At 59.0% G+C, this 17,645-nt stretch carries 18 protein-coding genes; 2 read left to right on the top strand and 16 right to left on the bottom strand.

The window, feature by feature from the left end; genetic code table 11:
* Positions 1–26: 26 nt before the first annotated feature.
* The 9 genes from G411_RS0102965 to dapA form a co-directional block, all read right to left on the bottom strand.
* Positions 27–923: a VOC family protein gene (locus G411_RS0102965; RefSeq protein WP_022957686.1), complete on the bottom strand. Its 897-nt coding sequence runs from the start codon at positions 921–923 to the stop codon at positions 27–29.
* Entirely contained in the window at positions 923–1,996 is a 1,074-nt protein-coding gene (locus tag G411_RS0102970) for a 3-ketosteroid-9-alpha-monooxygenase, oxygenase component (protein WP_037508663.1), read from the bottom strand. The genes G411_RS0102965 and G411_RS0102970 overlap by 1 nt, the downstream gene beginning before the upstream one ends.
* A 165-nt stretch (positions 1,997–2,161) precedes the next feature.
* A complete protein-coding gene (locus G411_RS0102975; RefSeq protein ID WP_211218287.1) occupies positions 2,162–2,698 on the bottom strand; it encodes a Tll0287-like domain-containing protein in 537 nt (178 codons plus the stop codon).
* Positions 2,699–2,829: 131 nt separating this feature from the next.
* The gene (locus G411_RS19115) at positions 2,830–4,173 is read right to left on the bottom strand and encodes a dicarboxylate/amino acid:cation symporter (protein WP_022957689.1); all 1,344 of its coding nucleotides are present in this window, start codon (positions 4,171–4,173) and stop codon (positions 2,830–2,832) included.
* A gap of 27 nt (positions 4,174–4,200) precedes the next feature.
* Positions 4,201–4,899 (bottom strand): VIT1/CCC1 transporter family protein, encoded by a 699-nt coding sequence (locus G411_RS0102985; RefSeq protein ID WP_022957690.1) that lies wholly within the window; start codon positions 4,897–4,899, stop codon positions 4,201–4,203.
* Between the two features lie 202 nt (positions 4,900–5,101).
* Positions 5,102–5,821: a phosphoribosylaminoimidazolesuccinocarboxamide synthase gene (gene purC / locus G411_RS0102990; RefSeq protein WP_022957691.1), complete on the bottom strand. Its 720-nt coding sequence runs from the start codon at positions 5,819–5,821 to the stop codon at positions 5,102–5,104.
* Between the two features lie 17 nt (positions 5,822–5,838).
* Positions 5,839–6,597, bottom strand: coding sequence for an MBL fold metallo-hydrolase (locus G411_RS0102995; RefSeq protein ID WP_022957692.1), 759 nt, complete (start codon positions 6,595–6,597; stop codon positions 5,839–5,841).
* Positions 6,597–7,604 (bottom strand): outer membrane protein assembly factor BamC, encoded by a 1,008-nt coding sequence (bamC, locus tag G411_RS19120; protein WP_022957693.1) that lies wholly within the window; start codon positions 7,602–7,604, stop codon positions 6,597–6,599. The genes G411_RS0102995 and bamC overlap by 1 nt, the downstream gene beginning before the upstream one ends.
* 43 nt (positions 7,605–7,647) lie before the next feature.
* Complete coding sequence (dapA, locus tag G411_RS0103005; RefSeq protein ID WP_022957694.1) at positions 7,648–8,523, bottom strand: 4-hydroxy-tetrahydrodipicolinate synthase; 876 nt, start codon at positions 8,521–8,523, stop codon at positions 7,648–7,650.
* Between the two features lie 183 nt (positions 8,524–8,706).
* Here dapA and G411_RS21285 point away from each other — a divergent pair, with 183 nt between their 5' ends.
* Positions 8,707–9,192, top strand: coding sequence for a DUF3806 domain-containing protein (locus tag G411_RS21285; RefSeq protein ID WP_169530607.1), 486 nt, complete (start codon positions 8,707–8,709; stop codon positions 9,190–9,192).
* A gap of 10 nt (positions 9,193–9,202) precedes the next feature.
* Here the strand turns inward: G411_RS21285 and G411_RS0103015 are convergent, their stop codons facing one another.
* The 7 genes from G411_RS0103015 to npdG form a co-directional block, all read right to left on the bottom strand.
* A complete protein-coding gene (locus tag G411_RS0103015) occupies positions 9,203–10,090 on the bottom strand; it encodes an AEC family transporter (RefSeq protein WP_022957696.1) in 888 nt (295 codons plus the stop codon).
* 78 nt (positions 10,091–10,168) lie between these two features.
* Positions 10,169–10,930, bottom strand: a complete 762-nt coding sequence (locus G411_RS0103020) for an SDR family oxidoreductase (RefSeq protein WP_022957697.1) — start codon at positions 10,928–10,930, stop codon at positions 10,169–10,171.
* Between the two features lie 65 nt (positions 10,931–10,995).
* Positions 10,996–13,443: a 5-amino-6-(D-ribitylamino)uracil--L-tyrosine 4-hydroxyphenyl transferase CofH gene (cofH, locus tag G411_RS0103025; protein ID WP_028968096.1), complete on the bottom strand. Its 2,448-nt coding sequence runs from the start codon at positions 13,441–13,443 to the stop codon at positions 10,996–10,998.
* Positions 13,440–14,156, bottom strand: coding sequence for a 2-phospho-L-lactate guanylyltransferase (gene cofC / locus G411_RS21290; protein ID WP_028968097.1), 717 nt, complete (start codon positions 14,154–14,156; stop codon positions 13,440–13,442). The genes cofH and cofC overlap by 4 nt, the downstream gene beginning before the upstream one ends.
* Positions 14,157–14,159: 3 nt before the next feature.
* On the bottom strand, positions 14,160–15,116 hold the full coding sequence (gene cofD, locus G411_RS0103035) for a 2-phospho-L-lactate transferase (RefSeq protein WP_022957698.1): 957 nt from the start codon (positions 15,114–15,116) through the stop codon (positions 14,160–14,162).
* Positions 15,116–15,886: a coenzyme F420-0:L-glutamate ligase gene (gene cofE / locus G411_RS0103040; RefSeq protein WP_022957699.1), complete on the bottom strand. Its 771-nt coding sequence runs from the start codon at positions 15,884–15,886 to the stop codon at positions 15,116–15,118. Before cofE ends, cofD begins: the two co-directional genes overlap by 1 nt.
* Before the next feature lie 8 nt (positions 15,887–15,894).
* Positions 15,895–16,569, bottom strand: a complete 675-nt coding sequence (gene npdG, locus G411_RS0103045; RefSeq protein ID WP_022957700.1) for an NADPH-dependent F420 reductase — start codon at positions 16,567–16,569, stop codon at positions 15,895–15,897.
* Positions 16,570–16,837: 268 nt separating this feature from the next.
* Between npdG and G411_RS0103050 the strand changes: the two genes are divergently transcribed.
* Positions 16,838–17,617 carry an SDR family oxidoreductase gene (locus tag G411_RS0103050; RefSeq protein WP_022957701.1) on the top strand — a complete coding sequence of 260 codons (780 nt, stop codon included), beginning with the start codon at positions 16,838–16,840 and terminating at the stop codon, positions 17,615–17,617.
* Positions 17,618–17,645: the final 28 nt, after the last annotated feature.

Genomic DNA, 17,645 nt, shown 5'->3' on the forward strand with positions numbered 1-17,645 from the left:
TCCTCTTTCTGAATTCGGGGGTAAAGCTATTGCCAGTGGTGTCCCCACTCCGAGGGACGGCGGCTAAACGTGGGCCGGTACTGCTGCCAGTCGAGCTGCAAGCCGTCGCAGCCAAATTCAATGGCAAAGCCTGCCGGGCTCTCGACGTACACGGAAATCATCTGGTCGTTGCAATGACGGCCCAATGTCGAAACGACGGGCACTTCATGCTCCCGGCAGCGATCCATAAACTGCCCCACCTCGTTGATATCCGTCACCTCAACCATCAGGTGAATACAGCCGTTATCCGGGGGCTGCGGCGCTTCGTAAATCGCCAGACTGTGATGCCGTGGGTTATCGACATGGAGAAAATGCAGACGCTGACCGCCGTCAGGGCCGTCAAAGTGCATGGAGTCGGTGCGCTCGAAGCCCAGCAACTCACGGTAAAAGGCGTAGCAAGCATCAAACTGACGGGTTGGCAGCACATAGTGGCCGAGCCCCATATCACCGTTAAAGCCCGTCTCAAACCGCAACACATTGGCGGGACTTTGCAGGGGCTGGTAGTCGAGCGCACAGCTTTGCACCAGCTCCACGCACTGCCCGCTGGGGTCGAACAGACGCAGCCCCGCCGCCACATTGCGCAGCGCGCAATCGCTGTCTGAAAGCGGCTCAACGATTTGTCCAGCCGCGCGCAAATCCTCGGCGACATCGTTCAAAGCCAGTTCGGGGTCCAGCTCCCAACCCGCGGTATGCAAGCGCTCCCGATCACCGGGCACCACAGCCAGGCGCCAGCAGTAGGCGTCCATCTTGAAACGCAGCCAGCCGGAAGATTCCGCCGCCAGGGGCATCATGCCCACCACCTCGGCCAGAAATGGCTGCCATCGATGAGGCTGTGCTGACTCAATCAGCAAATAGGCCAGCGCGTTAACGTTGCAAACCGCCATCAGTGCTGCTCCCGGCCGCGACGCGGTTTAATCTTGGTTTCGTGTTCCTTGTGTACCGTCAGCGCCGCTGGAATTTCCGCCACGTCCATATAGAACTGGCTGTACCACTTACGGAGCATGTGTACCGGGCCATCGCCATCACACATCAGCGGATTGTCGATACGGACTTTGTTGTTCCAGATATCCACGTCCTGAATAAAGGAATCCACGCTCATCTGGGTGTAGGCGTCGACCATCGCAGCATTTTCGGCTTCGCTCAGTGAGGGGTCTTTGCGCACCATCACCCCCAGTCGAATCACGAAATTTTCCATATCGATAGGCACGTGACTGACCAGCAAGTGCGTCGTCACCTCCCTGCCGTCCATCGAGCCGGTCATGGTGGTCGTCATATACGCCGGGCCTTCATAGGTGGCGACGGAGGTAAAGCCCTGCCCCTCATCCGCGAGAATATCGTGGCCGCCTGTCATCACCTGAGTATAGGTGTGACCGTCCTGAATATTTTTGAAGGTCTGTACCTGGGAGTAATGTACCGGTCCAAAGTGCGCCATATCGGCCATGTTATCCACCAGTTCACGGCAATTGGAATGGATGGTGAATTCCGCCATTTTCCAGTCCGACCACTCGCCGGAAAAATAGTCCTCGTTGCGCCGGGGGCGTTGCTCGGCAATCGGCGGCTGCCCCTCGGGGTCATGCCACACAAACGCCAGACCATTTTCTTCCAGCACGGGCATCGCCGGGATAACGGCCTTGGGAGGAATACGGTCCGCGTAGGGAATATCGTCGCAAACACCGTCACCGCCCCAGCTCCAGTGATGAAAGGGGCACTGCAGAGAGTTTCCGCAGACTTTGCCACGACTGAGGTCCGCGCCCATATGGGGGCAATAGGAGCCCACCACATACAACTGACCGTCCTCTTCCCCCCGGTAGGCCACCCACTTACTGCCAAAGTAATTCATGGCTCGAGGCTCGCTGCCAAAACTGTCGGCTTTGCCAATACAATGCCAGCCGCGGGCATAACGCTCAGGCAGAGGCTTGGTTTCAATAATATAGGGCTTGCGAAGGGCTTGGTTCATGGCGGCCATCCTCTGATTCTTATGCTGTTACAGACTTTGCAACAGTTCGTAAGACGCAGAGTAAGTGGCTCGTCAGGCTGCCAATTTGATCTGGATCAAGGGGCGGATAGCGCCCCTCCAAACGGATGACCTGCAAATAGACGAGGTCGACGCGGGTCGCAGCAGCTATTTGACCGGGTAACGAAGGCTGAAAGCGCCGCGAATATCGCCAAGCTGGTAGCCTCGCGCTTGATCGTTGGGGTAGTACTTGGCCAATGCCGCTTCTACATCGGGTGCCACCTCACTGCCGTGGCAAGCCAGGCACAAGCCCTCGGTGGGCTGCGCTTTCATAAAGCGGTATTCGCCATCGACCTCGGCACTGTAGGCCAATGTTTCCGGGGATTCGCCCACCGCACGACGGGCATCAAAGTCTTCCAGCACACGGCGCTCGAGGGTATCAGGCAGCGCATTGGGGTTGCGGGCCTTCAAGCTGACGCGCTTGATCTGCCAGCCGCTCTCCTCACTGAGCGCCCGGGCAATCGCCGGGGCCGCCTCAGAGCAGACACTGACAGCATGTACTGGACCACCCTCTTGCATGGCTTGCTTGAGACGGGGTTTCAGCTGCCCCGCAAACTGCTTTACCAAGCTGACCGCATCCGCCTTTAGCGCGGCCTCGTTACCAGCAGCATGGGCTGCCGTTACCGTACCCAAAAGCGATGCCAATAAGATTGGAAAAAACCTGTGATGCCTCATCCCGGCTCTCCTTGACTGGGTCGTGAGCGCTACACGACTCACTGCCTGTCAACACTATACCGCTTAATAGGGCCGGACAATGCGGCACGTTGCCGCAGCATTCACTCCTGCGTCGTGACCGACGGCGGCAAGGTGTCGTCGCCCAGCACCCGCTCCATGACGACACAGGCGGTCAGATCACCACTCACATTCACCGCCGTGCGACTCATATCGAGAATGCGGTCGACGCCGAGAATCAGGGCTATCCCCTCCGCCGGCACGCCCATGCCCTGAACAATCGTCGCCAGAATTACGATCCCCACTCCGGGAGTACTCGGCGAACCAATGGACGCCCCCACCGTGGTCGCCGCCAGTAACGCCAGCTGAGGCAGGCTCAGATCGACGCCGTAGACCTGGGTCAGAAAGACCGCGGCGACGACTTGGTAAAGCGCCGTGCCGTCCATATTGACGGTCGCCCCGAGGGGCACCACAAACTGGGATACCGACGGTGAAACGTTTAGTTTGGTCTCGGCGGTCTTCATTGACAATGGCATTACGGCTGCCGAACTGGAGGTGGAAAATGCCAGTAGCTGTACACCGGAGATCGCCCGCAGAAAAGCCAGCGGTGAACGCCGAGCAAACAGCGCCACAATCACCATATAAAACATCAGCAGCAATAACAGACCCAGCAGGACAGTCCCCATATAGCTGGCAACGCCGACAATGGCATCGAAACCCACCTGCACACTGATTTGTGCGAGCAGTCCGAACACCGCCGCCGGTGCCAGGGCCATTGCCCAACTGACAATTTTCATGGAAATGTCCTGGACCGACACACACAAGTCCAACAGCGGTTTCGCACGACGATCGCTAATCGATACCAGCGCAATCGCGACAAAAATCGCCAATACGACAATCTGAAACATGGATTCCGACACCAGTGCACTGCTGGGATTGGCGGGAATTAAACCGATGATCTGATCGGGCAGCGATGCCATCGACAGCGGCTCAGCCACACCGACGACCGACGCGGGGGCCTCCAGATTCTCGATCGTGATGTATTGGCCCGGCGCCAGCCACAGTGCCACCGCAGCCCCCAGTGCGACCGCGACACAGGTAGTGGCGAGAAAGTACGGCGCTATGCGAAACCCGATGCGGCGCAAAAAGTCCGCATCTCCCGAACTGGCGATGCCGAGGATAATGGACGACAGCACCAGGGGAACCACCACCATCTGAATAATGGCCAGAAACAGACGACCCGGCAGTGCCAGCCAAGCCGCCAGCAAGTTGGCGGTAGACGCCTCAACCAACGCACCGCCACTGGGTGCCAAACTCAAACCCAGACCAATACCCAGAGCCATCGCCAACAGGATTTGCGCCCAAAGACGGCGGCGAAGCAAAAAGTCCAGCCGCGAAGCCAAACGGTAGGGCGTGCTGGGTACCAGCGGCGTGGGAAACAGGCTCACAAACTCACCTCTGTATCGTATGCAGGTCTACAACGCGACACCAAACAGGCGCCCCACCAGACCGGTCAGCGCCATGGCGCCAGCGCCCCAAAAGGTCACTCTCAAACTGGCTCGCAGGATCGGCGCTCCGCCGACCCAGGCCGACAGGGCGCCCAACGCAGCAAGAAAAAGAATACAGGCGATGGGCATCACCGAGAGCAGCAGGCCGGGCTTGAGCATCAGAACCAGCGCGAGTGGCAAGGCCGCGCCCACGCTGAAACTCAAGCCAGATGATATCGCCGCCTGCATCGGTCTTGCCTTCTGCTCTGGCGAAATACCGATTTCGTCGCGGCTGTGGGCATCCAGGGCATCGAACTCCATCAACTGGGTCGCCACGATATCGGCGGTATCGGCATCCAGTCCCCGCTGCCGATAAATATGCGCCAACTCGGCATGCTCCTGACTGGGGTTCGCCTCCAGCTCCTGGCGCTCAAACTCAATATCGGCGTGTTCGATATCCGCCTGAGAGCTGACCGATACGTATTCACCGGCAGCCATCGACATAGCCCCGGCCACCAGCCCCGCAACCCCGCTGAGCAGCAGTGTGCCGTTGCTCGCACCGGCAGCGGCCATGCCCAGCAGCAGGCTCGCGGTGGAAACAATGCCGTCGTTAGCCCCCAGCACCGAGGCACGTAACCAACCGGCACGCCCTGTTCGATGGGGTTCACTGTGTGCGCTCTGCACCATAATCGCCTTTCCTTTGGAGAGAAAAACACGCGCTATCGCCTGCTCGCCTGTCGCTGACGGCACGCCGGAATAGTATTCATTAAAGCAAACTCGGAATGCCAGTTCCCGGGGAGCGCCAGCAGCCTTGAACTGGCGACAAAAAAAAGCCCGGTGTGAATAACCGGGCTTTTTTCATCATCTGCATCACTCGCCGCAATGATAATCAGGCATCAAAGTTCATGCCCAGGCGGCGTCCGACCAGTTCGTAGGATTCGACAACATTGCCCAGATCCTGACGGAAGCGATCTTTGTCGAGTTTCTCACGGGTTTCCTTGTCCCAGATACGGCAACCGTCCGGCGAGAACTCATCGCCCAGATAGATTTCACCGTCACTGAAAACGCCAAACTCCAGTTTATAGTCGACCAGCAGCATGCCGGCATCGAGAAACAGCGCCTTGAGAATATCGTTCACCTGATAGGTCAACTCACGCATACGCGTCATCTGGGCATCGGTCGCCCAGCCAAAACTGCGGATATGCGACTCATTGATCATGGGATCATGCAGCGCGTCGTTTTTCAGAAAGGTTTCGAAGGTCGGCGGATTCAGCTCCAGACCTTCCTGCACACCCAGACGCTTGACGATGGAACCGGCCGCAATATTGCGCACCACACACTCGATGGGCAGCATATCCAGACGTTTCACCAGCGCTTCACTGTCGTTCAGCAGACGCTCGAAGTGGGTGGGCACACCCGCCTGCTGCAGCTTTTCCATAATGAAAGCATTGAACTTGTTGTTGACCATGCCCTTGCGATCGAGCTGTTCAACCTTAACGCCATCGAAGGCCGATGTGTCGTTTCTGAAAGTGAGAATATAGCGATCCGGATCATCGGTTTTGTACACCGATTTCGCTTTGCCCGAATACAACTCCTCGCGTTTTTCCATGGTCTGCCTCATTCGCTCTATGCGATATCCAGCCAGCCGAAGCCAGCTTCTTGATCTGCCGACAGCAATGCCTCGCTGTTGGCCAAACTCGGTACCACCGCCGCCCTGGCCAGGTCGGGGGTATTGTTCTGTTCACTCAGATGGGCCATCACCACATGCTGAAGGCGTTCCACCGTGACACTGTTCAGTAAATCCGCCGCCTGTTCATTGTTCAGGTGACCCCAGTCACCGCCGACCCGCCGCTTCAGCGACGCCGGGTAAGGCCCCTGCTGCAACATTGGCACATCGTGATTGCACTCCAACAGCAGGGCGTCACAGTGTCCATACTGTTCTCTGACGAATGGCGTAATACTACCCAAGTCGGTGAGCAGCCCGAAGGTCTTTTTTCGGTGACACAGCACAAACTGACAGGGCTCACGTGCATCGTGTGGCACCGCCACCGGCAGGACATCAATACCGGCAATATCGATGTGCCGCCCCAACTGCAGAGGCTGCCAGTGTGCGAACTTGCGCATCTCACCGTAATCGGCGGTGCCGAAACTGCTGAACACAGGAATGCCGTATTTGCGCGCCAGCGGCAACACACCCTTTATATGGTCGCTGTGTTCATGAGTCACTAGAATCGCGCTGAGATCATCGGCGCGACGACCGAGCCGCGCCAGCCGCCGCTCGGTTTCCTTGATGGTAAAGCCACAATCAATCAGCAGGCAGCTTTGCTCGGTCTCGACCAGCGTGGCGTTGCCTTTGCTGCCACTGCCGAGCGAGGCAAAACGCATCAGTGCAGATATCCCATAATGCGGTTGAGCAAGGCCTCCCGCTCTTCGGCACGCAGACGGCGGCCCTTCTGGTAATTGAGGAATATCAGTGCTTCGCCTTCGGCCACCGGCTTGAGTTCAACCACGTAGCGGCTGCGCTTGTCGCGATTGGCGTTAAAGAAGCGGCCCATCCAGCTGTCACTCTCGTCTTCGGGTGCGATATAGCTGAGCCAGTATTTGTTTACCGCGGGCGCTTCGTCTTCAATTTCGAAGCCCGCCTTGGTCAGAGCCAGACCCAATGCCGCCCAGGCGCGTTCGTAGGGCAGGAAGAGACGAAGATGGCGATTTTCCGCAGGGCCTTCCAGGAAGATTTTACCTTTGCTCTTGGTACCGCGCTCAGCGAGGATAGAGACAGCCCCCTGATTTTCGCTGTCCGCCAGGAACTGCGCCAGCACACGGGCAACCTGCCCCTCACGCTGGAAATCAGTGGACTCGGCCGGCCAGCGCGATTCGGCGCCGCCCTGCTGCACAAGAATGTGAACCTCACTGGTGCCAACCTGAACGCCGTGTTCTAGACGGAAACGGAAACGCTCCAGAGGCTGGCCTTTTTCCACTTCGCGCCACTGGGTTTCCAGAATACCCTGAGAGTTATCGACTCGGGCCAGTTGCATGCCCGTGCGTTCGAGGAAGGTACGCACTCGCGGCCAGACCTGTCCCGGCTCGCCATCCAGCAGAATCCACTGCCGATCACCCAGCCGCTGAATACGGACTTCAGCCGTGCCGACGCTCTTGCTCAACTGCTCCGGACGTGGCACCTCAAATTCCCCCGGCAGGGCATTGTGGTCGCGAATACCCGGCACCACATATTCATCGTCCAGCGCCGGAGCCTGAACGCCTTGAGGCAGCACCAGCGCTTCGCTGAGCTCAGCCCGGCGGTAATCGTTGGAGCGGTCCCTAAAGGCACTGCAAGCAGTCAGGGCCACCAGGCCCAACATCAGAACAGGGTAACGGATGGTGCTAAAACGCATTCGCTTCTTCACTTGTGTCAGTTAGCGCCCGAAACCGGGCAGGTTACAGCAGGCCAGCCTGCTCCAGCGCTTCGCGCACCTGCGGCTGCGCCGCATCACTCAGCACAGTCAGCGGCAGGCGAATACCGTCCTCAATCCGGCCCATGGCAAACAGTGCCCATTTAACCGGAATGGGGTTGGCTTCCACAAACAAACGCTCGTGCAAAGCCAGCAGCGGTGCATTGGCCGCTTCCGCAGCCGCGCGATCGCCAGCCATGGCCGCGTCACACATTGCTTTCATAGCAGCGGGCGCAACATTGGCCGTCACCGAAATATTGCCCTTGCCACCCTGAAGCATCAGTTCCATGGCGGTGGCGTCATCACCGGACAACACATCCATTTTGTCGCCAACCATCTCGATGAGTTCCCGACCGCGATTCACATCGCCCGTCGCATCCTTGATAGCGATGATATTGGGATGCGTCGCCAGCCGGGCGACGGTCGCATTTTGCATATCGCAAGCGGTCCGACCGGGCACATTGTACAGAATCTGCGGAATCGCCACGGCGTCAGCAATGGCCATGTAGTGACGGTACAGACCTTCCTGAGTCGGCTTGTTGTAATACGGTGTCACCAGCAAGCAGGCATCGGCACCCACTTCGCGAGCGACTTCGGTCAGTTCGATCGCCTCGCTGGTCGAGTTGGCACCGGTTCCGGCGATCACCTTGGCGCGACCGGCCACCTGATCAACGCAGGCCTTGATGAACATCTTGTGCTCGTCCATACCCAATGTCGCGGACTCACCACTGGTGCCCACAGCAACGATGCCATCGGTACCCTGTTCAATATGCCATTCGATCAAGCGTGACAACGCCTGCCAGTCGATGCTGCCATCGCTGTGCATGGGTGTCACAAGGGCGACAATACTGCCGGTAATCATGCTCGGAACTCCGAAATCTGGTGCAAGCCGCCAATGGTACTGGGCGGAGCTACACAGCTCAAGGAAGATTTGCGTGTGAAACACAAAGCGCCGGAGCGCGAAACATTGCCGCGCGGCGCAGGTCAAAAGCGTATAATCACTAAGCTGGGCGAATCGCCGTTAACAACACAGGGAGAGACCACCATGAAAGCGGTAGCCACCGTATTACTATGCCTGTTTGCCATTGCCGGCAACGCCGCGCAGTGGCGAACCGACCCTCTCACCCCGCTGGACCGCCAGTACATGGAACAGCGCCAGCAAGAACTGAACAGTCTGGCTCAGATGTCGATGGGACGCAGTTTCGGCCACGGCCGCGACAGTGACCTCCGGCTGATACAGGAAATCCTGGACCGCAAGCTGGTAAAGAAAGATGAGATAGCCAAACTGCAGGCCATGGGCATCATCATGGGCGAACATCTGCGCCGCGAAAACGGCCTGCGCTGGGTCATCTACGTGGACGCCAAGGGGCGCAGCCGCGCCTTGGAAGTCCCCGCCAAGGATGAATTCCTGTTTCCGGTCACCCAGATATCCAGCCGGGTGATTGTCGACGCTGACGTGGACGTAAAAGCCATTTATCAGCGACTGGAAAAGGAAATCACTGAAATCAAGAAAAAGATCATCGTTCGCTGAGCCTCGGTGACTATACCCCGAGATAGAGCAGCAACAGCGGTATGGTGATAAAGCTGATCAGCGTCGAACTGACCACCAGGCCCGCCACAATGGCGGGCTCCCGCTGGTATTGCATGGCCAGCAGATAATTAAACACTGCCGCCGGCATGGCCGACTGCAACAAAATGACGTTGCGCAGCGTGCCCTCCAACTCCAGAACGTAAACCGTCGCGAACCCCGCACTCACCCCCAGCAGCAAGCGCACAACCCCCAGCAACAGTGCCCGTCCGGCTACCGCTACCTGCAACGACCCCAGCGACACCCCCAGGGTAATCAGCATCAAGGGAATGGAAAGATTGCCCAGTAATCCCAGGGTGTTCGCCGCCGTCTGGGGCAACTCCCAGCCGAAAAACACCATGCACGCTGCAAAGAGACCGGCATAGATCACCGGAGACTGGCTGACGGCTTTCACGGCCGCTCGGCCATTGAGCACCGCGACACCAAAGGAGAAATGGCAGAGGGTCGTCGCCAGAAAAACCCCCAGCGCCAGTGCCAAACCCTCATCGCCAAACGCAAACAGGCAGATCGGCAGTCCCATATTACCGAAGTTGCCAAATACCAGAGGAATCAGAAAGTCTCTCAGCGAGAAGCCCGCCAAGCGGCAGAACAGGACAGCAAAAACGGCGTTGACAGCCAACAGCACCAGTGCGGCGAGCAACACCGTGCCCAACAACTCGGGCGACATGTTGATGCGCCCAAGGGTGGCGACAATCAGTGCTGGCGCCCCCACCCACATTACCAGACGACGCACAAACTCCTGATCGAAAGGCTGATTAAAACGCAGCCACAACCAGCCCAGCGACGCACACAATAATACCGGCATCATCACCGGCATCAGCGGGGAAATCAGAGAGATCATAAGAACCAGGGACTCAACTCATCGCGAAACGGCAGCACCGCGATTATGCGCTGCCAAGTGAGCCCCTGCAAAGGCGACTTAAAACGTGTCCGGCCGCAGCATGGCGTCATGACCACCGTCGACAAACACGATCGATCCGGTCATGTAGTCCGCTCCGGGGCCGAGCAAAAACTCGACAACGCTGGCAATCTGCTCTGGCTGCCCCACCTTGCCCAGCGGCACACTGTCACCAAAATCCTTCATCACCTGCCCCAGCTCCGGATCGGCCAGCACTTTGTCGCTCAGCGGCGTCTGCACAATACCCGGCGCCACGGCGTTAATGCGCAGCCCCCGGCGGGCGAGATCGCCGCTCTGGCGTCGCAACCAGCAGCAGATGCCATGCTTGGAGCCCGCGTAGGCCGAGTGTGTATCGCGGCTATCCGCCAGCTCACAGGCCGCCTCTTCGTCGCCCGCCAGCAGCAGATCAATATAGTCGTTGTGCTCAATCATCGGCGCGGAGTTCGAGGCAATCATCACAATGCGGCCACCGCGTTTTTCCAGCAAGTCCAGCAAACCGTCTGTCATCGTAGTCGCGGCAAAGTAATTGATGCGGGTGATCAGCGATGGCGGTCGCACCGACGGCCCCACCCCCGCGCAGGGGATAAATCCGTCGAGCCCCTCCGGGCAACGCTGGCGAATACCGTCAACAGCGCGCTGACGCCCCGCGTAGTCGCTCAGGTCTGCGCAGATGTCAGCGTCTTTCAGGTCAACGACGATGACCTTATGTCCTGCGGCTTGAAGGGTCTTGCGAATCGCGGCGCCGATTCCGGTGGCGCCGCCGCTCATGGCATAGGTAGCCATTGCTGTTCTCCTCGTTTTTATTATCAATGTGAGAGTTGCGTGTATCGGGAAGCGACAGCCGTCTCTCAGCCGCTGGCAATTAACCCGCGTTTGCTGCGCTCGTATTTACTGGCCGGCGTGTTGACGACATCCTTCAGACTCTCTGCACGAGCCGCTCGCTCACGCTGCGCCGGGTCCGCTTCGCCGTAAAGGGTATTGCGCTGACGCGGAGAGCGCGACATGGCGCGGATGCGCGCGTCCATCTCAGCCGGACCGACTTCCTCGCCGTGGCTGGCACCTGCCGCACGGGTAATGGTTTCGTTCATCAGCGTGCCACCCAGATCATTGGCGCCCGCATTGAGGCAGGCCAACACCCCGGCCTCACCCATTTTCACCCAGGACGCCTGAATATTGTCGATCAGGCCATGCAACACCAGCCGGGCCACCGCATGCATCAACAACGATTCTCGGAACGTCGGGCCACGACGCGCGTTACCCTTCAGATAAATCGGCGATTCGCTGGCCACAAAGGGCAGTGGCACCAACTCGGTAAAGCCGCCACTGCGGGCCTGCAGGTCGCGAATGGCCAGCAGGTGTCGTGCCCAGTGCTGATAACCATCAACGTGGCCGAACATAATGGTCGCGGTCGTCGGCAGCCCCACCCCGTGCGCGGTTTCCATTACCGTCAGCCACTGCTGAGTATTGATTTTGTCGGGGCACAATACCGCGCGCACCTCGTCGTCCAGTACCTCGGCAGCCGTGCCCGGCAGGCTGTTCAGGCCCGCGGCCTTGAGTTGACGCAGGAATTCCTCCAACGGCAGACCCAGGGTCTCAGCGCCCTGCCACACCTCCAGCGGAGAAAACGCGTGGATGTGCATATCGGGTGAGGCCGCTCGCAGCGTGGCCAGGATATCCAGATAGGTTTGCCCGGTGTACTCGGGGTGAATCCCGCCCTGCATACAGACTTCTGTCGCGCCACGCTGCCAGGCTTCATCGGCTCGCCGGGCGATTTCTTCCGCACTCAGGTCGTAGGGCCGCCCGCGCAGATTCTCACTGAGCTTGCCCTTGGAAAAGGCGCAGAACTGACACTTGAAGTAACAGACATTGGTGTAGTTGATATTGCGATTCACGACATAGCTGACGGTATCGCCGCACACTTGCTGGCGAAGCCGGTCCGCACTGCGACAGACGGCCGCAAAATCATCGCCGCGCGCAGCAAACAGTTGAACAATCTCGTCTTCGTCAAGGCGCTCCCCGGCTTCGGCACGGCGCAGAATCGCCGCGATCGGACGGCTGGCCGCCACGCGCTCTTTACGCAGCAGCGCCATGTCGCTGTCGGGCGCCGAATCACTCTGTCCGGTGAGCCAGTCGTCAACTCTGGGCATCCCCTGTCCATCAACCGCCTGCAACAGGCGGGGCCGCAAGGCCTTATCCAGCCAGCGCTCGGCATCGCGAATATAGCGGGGATATATTGTCAGTCGTTCCTGAAGCAGCTTGCCACTCAAGGCCGTTTCCTTCACCAGCCGCTCCACATGGGGCCAAGGCGCCTCGGGATTGACGAAGTCAGGGGTGACCGGTGATACCCCGCCCCAGTCATTGATTCCCGCCGCCACAATCTGTGGCAATACGCCGGGGCTGAGATTCGGCGGCGCCTGAATACTCATCTCTGCACCGAAGATCAACCGAGCAACGGCGATGGTCCAGAGCAATTCGTCCAGGTCCGGTTCGGGAGCCGAAGCCATTTTGGTATCGGGCTTGGCGCGGAAATTCTGAATAATGATTTCCTGCAGATGGCCGTGCTGCTTATGCAGGGCTCTCAAGGCCAGCAGCGACTCAATCCGCTCGCGACGCGTTTCGCCGATACCAATCAAAATCCCGGAGGTGAATGGCACACAGGCCCGCCCCGCTCTGGCCAGCGTTTCCAGGCGCACGGCAGGAGCTTTGTCGGGTGACCCGTAGTGCGGCATCCCTTTCTCACAAAGACGCTCCGACGCAGACTCCAGCATAATGCCCATCGATGCCGACACCGGCCGCAACATGGCAATCTCGTCATCGGTCATACAGCCCGCATTGATATGCGGCAGCACTGACGTTTCTTCCAGCACCCGCCCGGCAACATGGGCCAGGTATTCCAGCGTCGATGCAAAACCCATTTCCGCCAGCGCCTCACGCGCCGCGCGATAACGCAATTCCGGCTTTTCCCCCAAGGTAAACAGGGCTTCCTTGCAGCCCAGCTTTTCCGCCTCGCGGACCTGCGCCAAGACCTGCTCTACCGGCATATAGGCCTGCTCGATGCGCTTGGGCGTTTTGGCAAAGGTGCAGTAATGGCAGACATCGCGACACAGGTGTGTCAGCGGAATAAAAACCTTGCGGGAGTATGTCACAACGCCGCCGTAGCCGCGGTCGCGAAGCTCACCGGCAACCTCCGCCAGCGCGGCGGTGTCCGAATAGTCAGCCAGCGCCAATGCCTCTGAGTCAATGAGGGCACGCTGCCGGACGGCATCGAGTATGGCGGGCATGGATGTTGTGCTCATGATCCTTGTTGCTCCCTGTTGAGCAGGTTCGGTTCAGTATTCATTTGCCGCAAACGGCGGGCGATACCACTGCGGTGAAGATAGGCCATCGTCTGTGGCGCACACTCCCGGTCCCCCTGACTGACCAGCGCCAACAGGTCGTCACGAGTGTCAATATCTTGCGCCAGGCAGGGGCTTTGCTGCACGTAAAAATGCAAGCCTGCGTACTCGGCTTCCTGTCGGTGGGCATCCAGACTATTTTCGCCGTAGCGCAGCGGGATGCGGCGCTGCAATGGCATTAACACGGCGTTACTGCCGCTGCCGTGACGGTCAGTGGCGATGGCAACCGCGTCGTCAGCATAGCCCTGCAGCGCGCAGAGCTGCTGCAATTCGCTGATATTCAATAACGGCAAGTCGCCGTGCACAATCATCACTCGACTCGGCGCGTCCGCCCGCGAAGCAATGCGGGAGAGCGCAGCCTCCAGCACCGCATTCAGGCCACTGCCCAGTTCGCTTTCGGGCCAGCAGTCGGCGGCAAAATGCTCCGCCAGCAGATGCGCGGCAGGGTCGTCCGAGACCAAAATCAGCCGACGATTTTCAGGCAGCGTAGACAGCACGGCCATTACGTCTTCCACCATGTGCTGAAACAGCGCCCGCCGCTCTGCCACACTCAAGCAGCCCGACAGGCGCTGCTTGGCTTTAACAAAATCTTTGAGAGGCAGAAGCAACCACATAGATCAATGCAGCTCCGCTAGCAGGCTCAGGGTATCGACGGCGAGTTGGCGTTTACTGGCCAGATCCCTCATCAGGCTCTGGGCGGTACGACACTGGCGACGGGGATTGGCAATCTGCGCACACTGTTCTCGGTCGCAGTCATCGATAATAAATCCATCAAGCAGATCGCCATAATAGTCCGCCACCGCGGCGGCAGTATTCGGCATATCCAGCTCTTCCATCAGCTTGGCTGCGGGCCCTTTTACCGCGCGCCCGGAAATAATCGGAGAAACGCCAACAACCGGCACACCGGCAGCGGCAATCGCCTCACGACAGCCGCGCAGGGACAGAATCGGATCAATGCTCAAAAACGGATTGGAAGGGCAAATCACAATGCCGGTCAGCGCCGGGTCTGCCAATGCCTCATGGACGGCCGGATTCAGTTCGGCCGCGTCAATGCCCTCGAAAACGATGCGTTCAACTTTCGGCTCGCAGCGCTCACGAACAAAGTATTCCTGGAATGCCAGCTCACCCTGGTCGCTGTGAACCCGCGTTGCCACGCTCTGCTCGGTCATCGGCAGCAATCGGCAGGGGCTGCCCAGACGCTCTGCCAGCGCAGCGGTCACCGCGGTCAGCGATTCCCCTCGGCGCAGGGCCATGGTTCTGAAAAGGTGGGTAGCAAGATCCTGATCACCCAACTGGAACCACTCGTCTCCTGTCAGGCGCCGCATGGCAACCATGGTACGCCAGCTCTCGTCGCGCAGCCCCCAGCCACGCTCTTCGTCATTCAGGTCCGCGAGGGCGTAAAGAATCGAGTCGATATCGGGGCAGATGCGCAGGTCCCAGTAGTCGAAATCGTCGGCCGTATTCGCAACCACGGTCAGTTGATCGGGCGCCAGACATTCAGCCAGTCCTCTGGCCAGCTTGGCCCCGCCGACGCCACCGCTGAGCGCAACAATTTTCCCGGAAAAAACCTGCATCAGCGGAACATGTCCTTATCTCGATCGCGCAACAGTGCGGCCGATCCCTGCTCGGCGGGACGCAATTTGGCACCGCGCATCAGCACAACCGGACTGCCCTCGTCAGCCTGTCCCATAACGTAGGACGCCGCCGCCGCCAATTCATCGGCCACCGCAATTTCGGTCACTTCGAGCACACGGCCATACAGGTCGCGATCACCGATACGGTTCTCGACCACCTCGAAGCCCGCTGTTCCCAGCGCAAAGCCGATTGTGCCGTGACGCCAGGCGCGCCCGGCGCTGTCGTTAATGATGACGGCAACATTCACGCCGCACTGCTCGGCCAGATAGCGCCGCAGCGCCGCCGCGCTGGCGTCGGGGTCCAACGGCAACAGGAGTACCTGCGGATCGTCCTCACTGCCGGGAATATTGGACTTATCGATACCGGCATTGGCCTGCACGACACCGTGGCGGGTTTCCACAATCACCACGCCAGGCCGAGCTCTAAGAATCTCGCGAGACTCACGCAGCAACAGTTCCATCTGACGAGGATCTTTGTCGCAGCGCTCGGCCAGCTCTCTCGCCTGCTCTCCGGGTTCAACCTCGGCCAGCCGTGCATAGCGACCTTCGGCTTTGGAGACAATTTTCTGTGCCAGCACCAGTACATCGCCGTCCTGCAATGACAAGCCATTGTCATCCAGGCAGCGAAGAATCTGTGCACCGAGCTCATCCCCTGGTTCTACCAGCGGGTAGCCCTGCAAAGCCCAAAGTTGAAGTTGCGAACTGGCCATCGGAGACCTTACTGATCAGTACCGGTCAGCTTGATACCAGCGTGGCACTTGTACTGTTTGTTAATAAAGATAAGCAAGGACGTCATCGCCTCTACCGCCGCTGCATTGGCAATACTGCCTGCATGAAAACCGCGCAGCCCGGCGGCTTCCACCAACTCAATGACCGCAGCACGGGCGTCTTTACTGTCGCCGCACACCAGCACGTCACAATCCAGTTCTGACCCTTCCTGAAGGTGCACTGCCGCCACATTCTGGAAGGCGGAAACCACCTGCACGCCCTCACCGAGAATCTGCTGGGCAATCTGGCCAGCAGAACCTTCCTCAGGCAATTGCACGCGCGCAACCTTCGGCGGCACCAACGGCACGGTCACATCAATCAGAATTTTACCCTGCAATGCATTTTTCAGCAATTCCAAGGTATCGCGCTGGTGAGCAAAAGGAACCGTCAGTGCAGCGATGTCCGCTGCCTCGGCGGCAGCCAGATTATCCATGGCCTCCACATTGACCGCATCAACGCCGCGCTCGGCCATCAGCGCCTTCAATTCGGCAACCGCCTGCTCGGCCTTTTCCTGAGTCCGAGAACCGATGATGACCCGGTAGCCCGCCTGCGCCCAGCGCCGCGCCAAACCCGTACCCAGATTGCCTGTACCGCCAAGAATCGCTATCACCGAATGCGTAGACATAAATACCACCTTGTTATGATTGCTATAGCGCGGCGCCAAGTCATCTTGAAGCCACCACGCGCGATAAAGTCGAGCTAGTGTAACCACAGCCCCTGTGGGCGAACACTGACAAAACGAGTCAAATGCTTAGATAAATACGACCATATTAAAGCATGGGCTAACACGCTAAACTGTCGCCCGCGAAAAAACGCAGAAAATCGCCCGATTTAAAGAGGCGACATTAGAACATAATTCTCATCACGACAGCGAACGAGGTAGGTAAGCGGCAATGCAAAGCGCACTGGATTTTTCGGGTAAGGTAGTCATTGTTACAGGGGGCGGAAAAGGCGTTGGAAAAGGGATAAGCGAACGCTTTCTTGAGGCCGGTGCCGATGTCGCCATCTGCGGCCGTTCCGAACCGGAAAGCCTGCCCACAGCCAACGGTCGCACTGCATTTTACAGAGCTCTGGACGTCCGGGACCCCGATGCCGTTCAGGCTTTTGTCAGTGAAGTCGCCGAACATTTTGGGCGCATCGATGTTCTGGTGAATAACGCTGGCGGCGCGCCCTTTGCCGACGCCGCCACCGCGTCACCGCGCTTCTCGGAGTCCATTGTTCGCCTGAATCTACTCGCGCCACTGTTTTTTGCCCAGGCCTGCAATGCGGTTATGCAACAGCAGCAAAGCGGCGGCAGCATTGTGAACATCGCCTCAGTCAGTGCCCAACGCCCCTCTCCGGGCACCGCTGCCTATGGCGCCGCGAAGGCGGGACTGATGAGTCTCGGCACGTCGCTCGCCGTGGAGTGGGCACCCAAGGTTCGTTGTAACACGATTATTGCCGGACTGATTCGTACCGAGCAGTCGCACCTTCACTACGGCGATGAAGAAGGCATCGCGGCTGTCGGACGGACCATACCGCTGGGACGCATGGCCGTGCCGCAGGATATTGCCGATGCCTGCCTGTTCCTCGCCAGCGATATGGCCAGCTACATTAGCGGAGCCTCGCTGACCGTCCATGGCGGCGGTGAAAAACCCGCCTTTCTGGACGCCGCGAACGTCGACCAGAAATAAGCCAAAGCGCGGTGCCGCTCCCTGCGGC

Origin of the sequence: Spongiibacter tropicus DSM 19543 (genome assembly GCF_000420325.1) — a bacterium.
GTDB classification, from domain to species: domain Bacteria; phylum Pseudomonadota; class Gammaproteobacteria; order Pseudomonadales; family Spongiibacteraceae; genus Spongiibacter; species Spongiibacter tropicus.

What these genes read in the sequence shown, in the direction of transcription:
- G411_RS0102970 (WP_037508663.1), bottom strand. Translation starts at nt 1,996, where the DNA reads ATGAACCAAGCCCTTCGCAAGCCCTATATTATTGAAACCAAGCCTCTG.
- G411_RS0103050 (WP_022957701.1), top strand. Translation starts at nt 16,838, where the DNA reads ATGCAAAGCGCACTGGATTTTTCGGGTAAGGTAGTCATTGTTACAGGG.
- dapA (WP_022957694.1), bottom strand. Translation starts at nt 8,523, where the DNA reads ATGATTACCGGCAGTATTGTCGCCCTTGTGACACCCATGCACAGCGAT.
- purC (WP_022957691.1), bottom strand. Translation starts at nt 5,821, where the DNA reads ATGGAAAAACGCGAGGAGTTGTATTCGGGCAAAGCGAAATCGGTGTAC.
- bamC (WP_022957693.1), bottom strand. Translation starts at nt 7,604, where the DNA reads ATGCGTTTTAGCACCATCCGTTACCCTGTTCTGATGTTGGGCCTGGTG.
- G411_RS21285 (WP_169530607.1), top strand. Translation starts at nt 8,707, where the DNA reads ATGAAAGCGGTAGCCACCGTATTACTATGCCTGTTTGCCATTGCCGGC.
- cofC (WP_028968097.1), bottom strand. Translation starts at nt 14,156, where the DNA reads ATGTGGTTGCTTCTGCCTCTCAAAGATTTTGTTAAAGCCAAGCAGCGC.
- cofE (WP_022957699.1), bottom strand. Translation starts at nt 15,886, where the DNA reads ATGGCCAGTTCGCAACTTCAACTTTGGGCTTTGCAGGGCTACCCGCTG.
- G411_RS0102985 (WP_022957690.1), bottom strand. Translation starts at nt 4,899, where the DNA reads ATGGTGCAGAGCGCACACAGTGAACCCCATCGAACAGGGCGTGCCGGT.
- cofD (WP_022957698.1), bottom strand. Translation starts at nt 15,116, where the DNA reads ATGCAGGTTTTTTCCGGGAAAATTGTTGCGCTCAGCGGTGGCGTCGGC.
- npdG (WP_022957700.1), bottom strand. Translation starts at nt 16,569, where the DNA reads ATGTCTACGCATTCGGTGATAGCGATTCTTGGCGGTACAGGCAATCTG.
- G411_RS0103020 (WP_022957697.1), bottom strand. Translation starts at nt 10,930, where the DNA reads ATGGCTACCTATGCCATGAGCGGCGGCGCCACCGGAATCGGCGCCGCG.
- G411_RS0102995 (WP_022957692.1), bottom strand. Translation starts at nt 6,597, where the DNA reads ATGCGTTTTGCCTCGCTCGGCAGTGGCAGCAAAGGCAACGCCACGCTG.
- G411_RS0102965 (WP_022957686.1), bottom strand. Translation starts at nt 923, where the DNA reads ATGGCGGTTTGCAACGTTAACGCGCTGGCCTATTTGCTGATTGAGTCA.
- cofH (WP_028968096.1), bottom strand. Translation starts at nt 13,443, where the DNA reads ATGAGCACAACATCCATGCCCGCCATACTCGATGCCGTCCGGCAGCGT.
- G411_RS0103015 (WP_022957696.1), bottom strand. Translation starts at nt 10,090, where the DNA reads ATGATCTCTCTGATTTCCCCGCTGATGCCGGTGATGATGCCGGTATTA.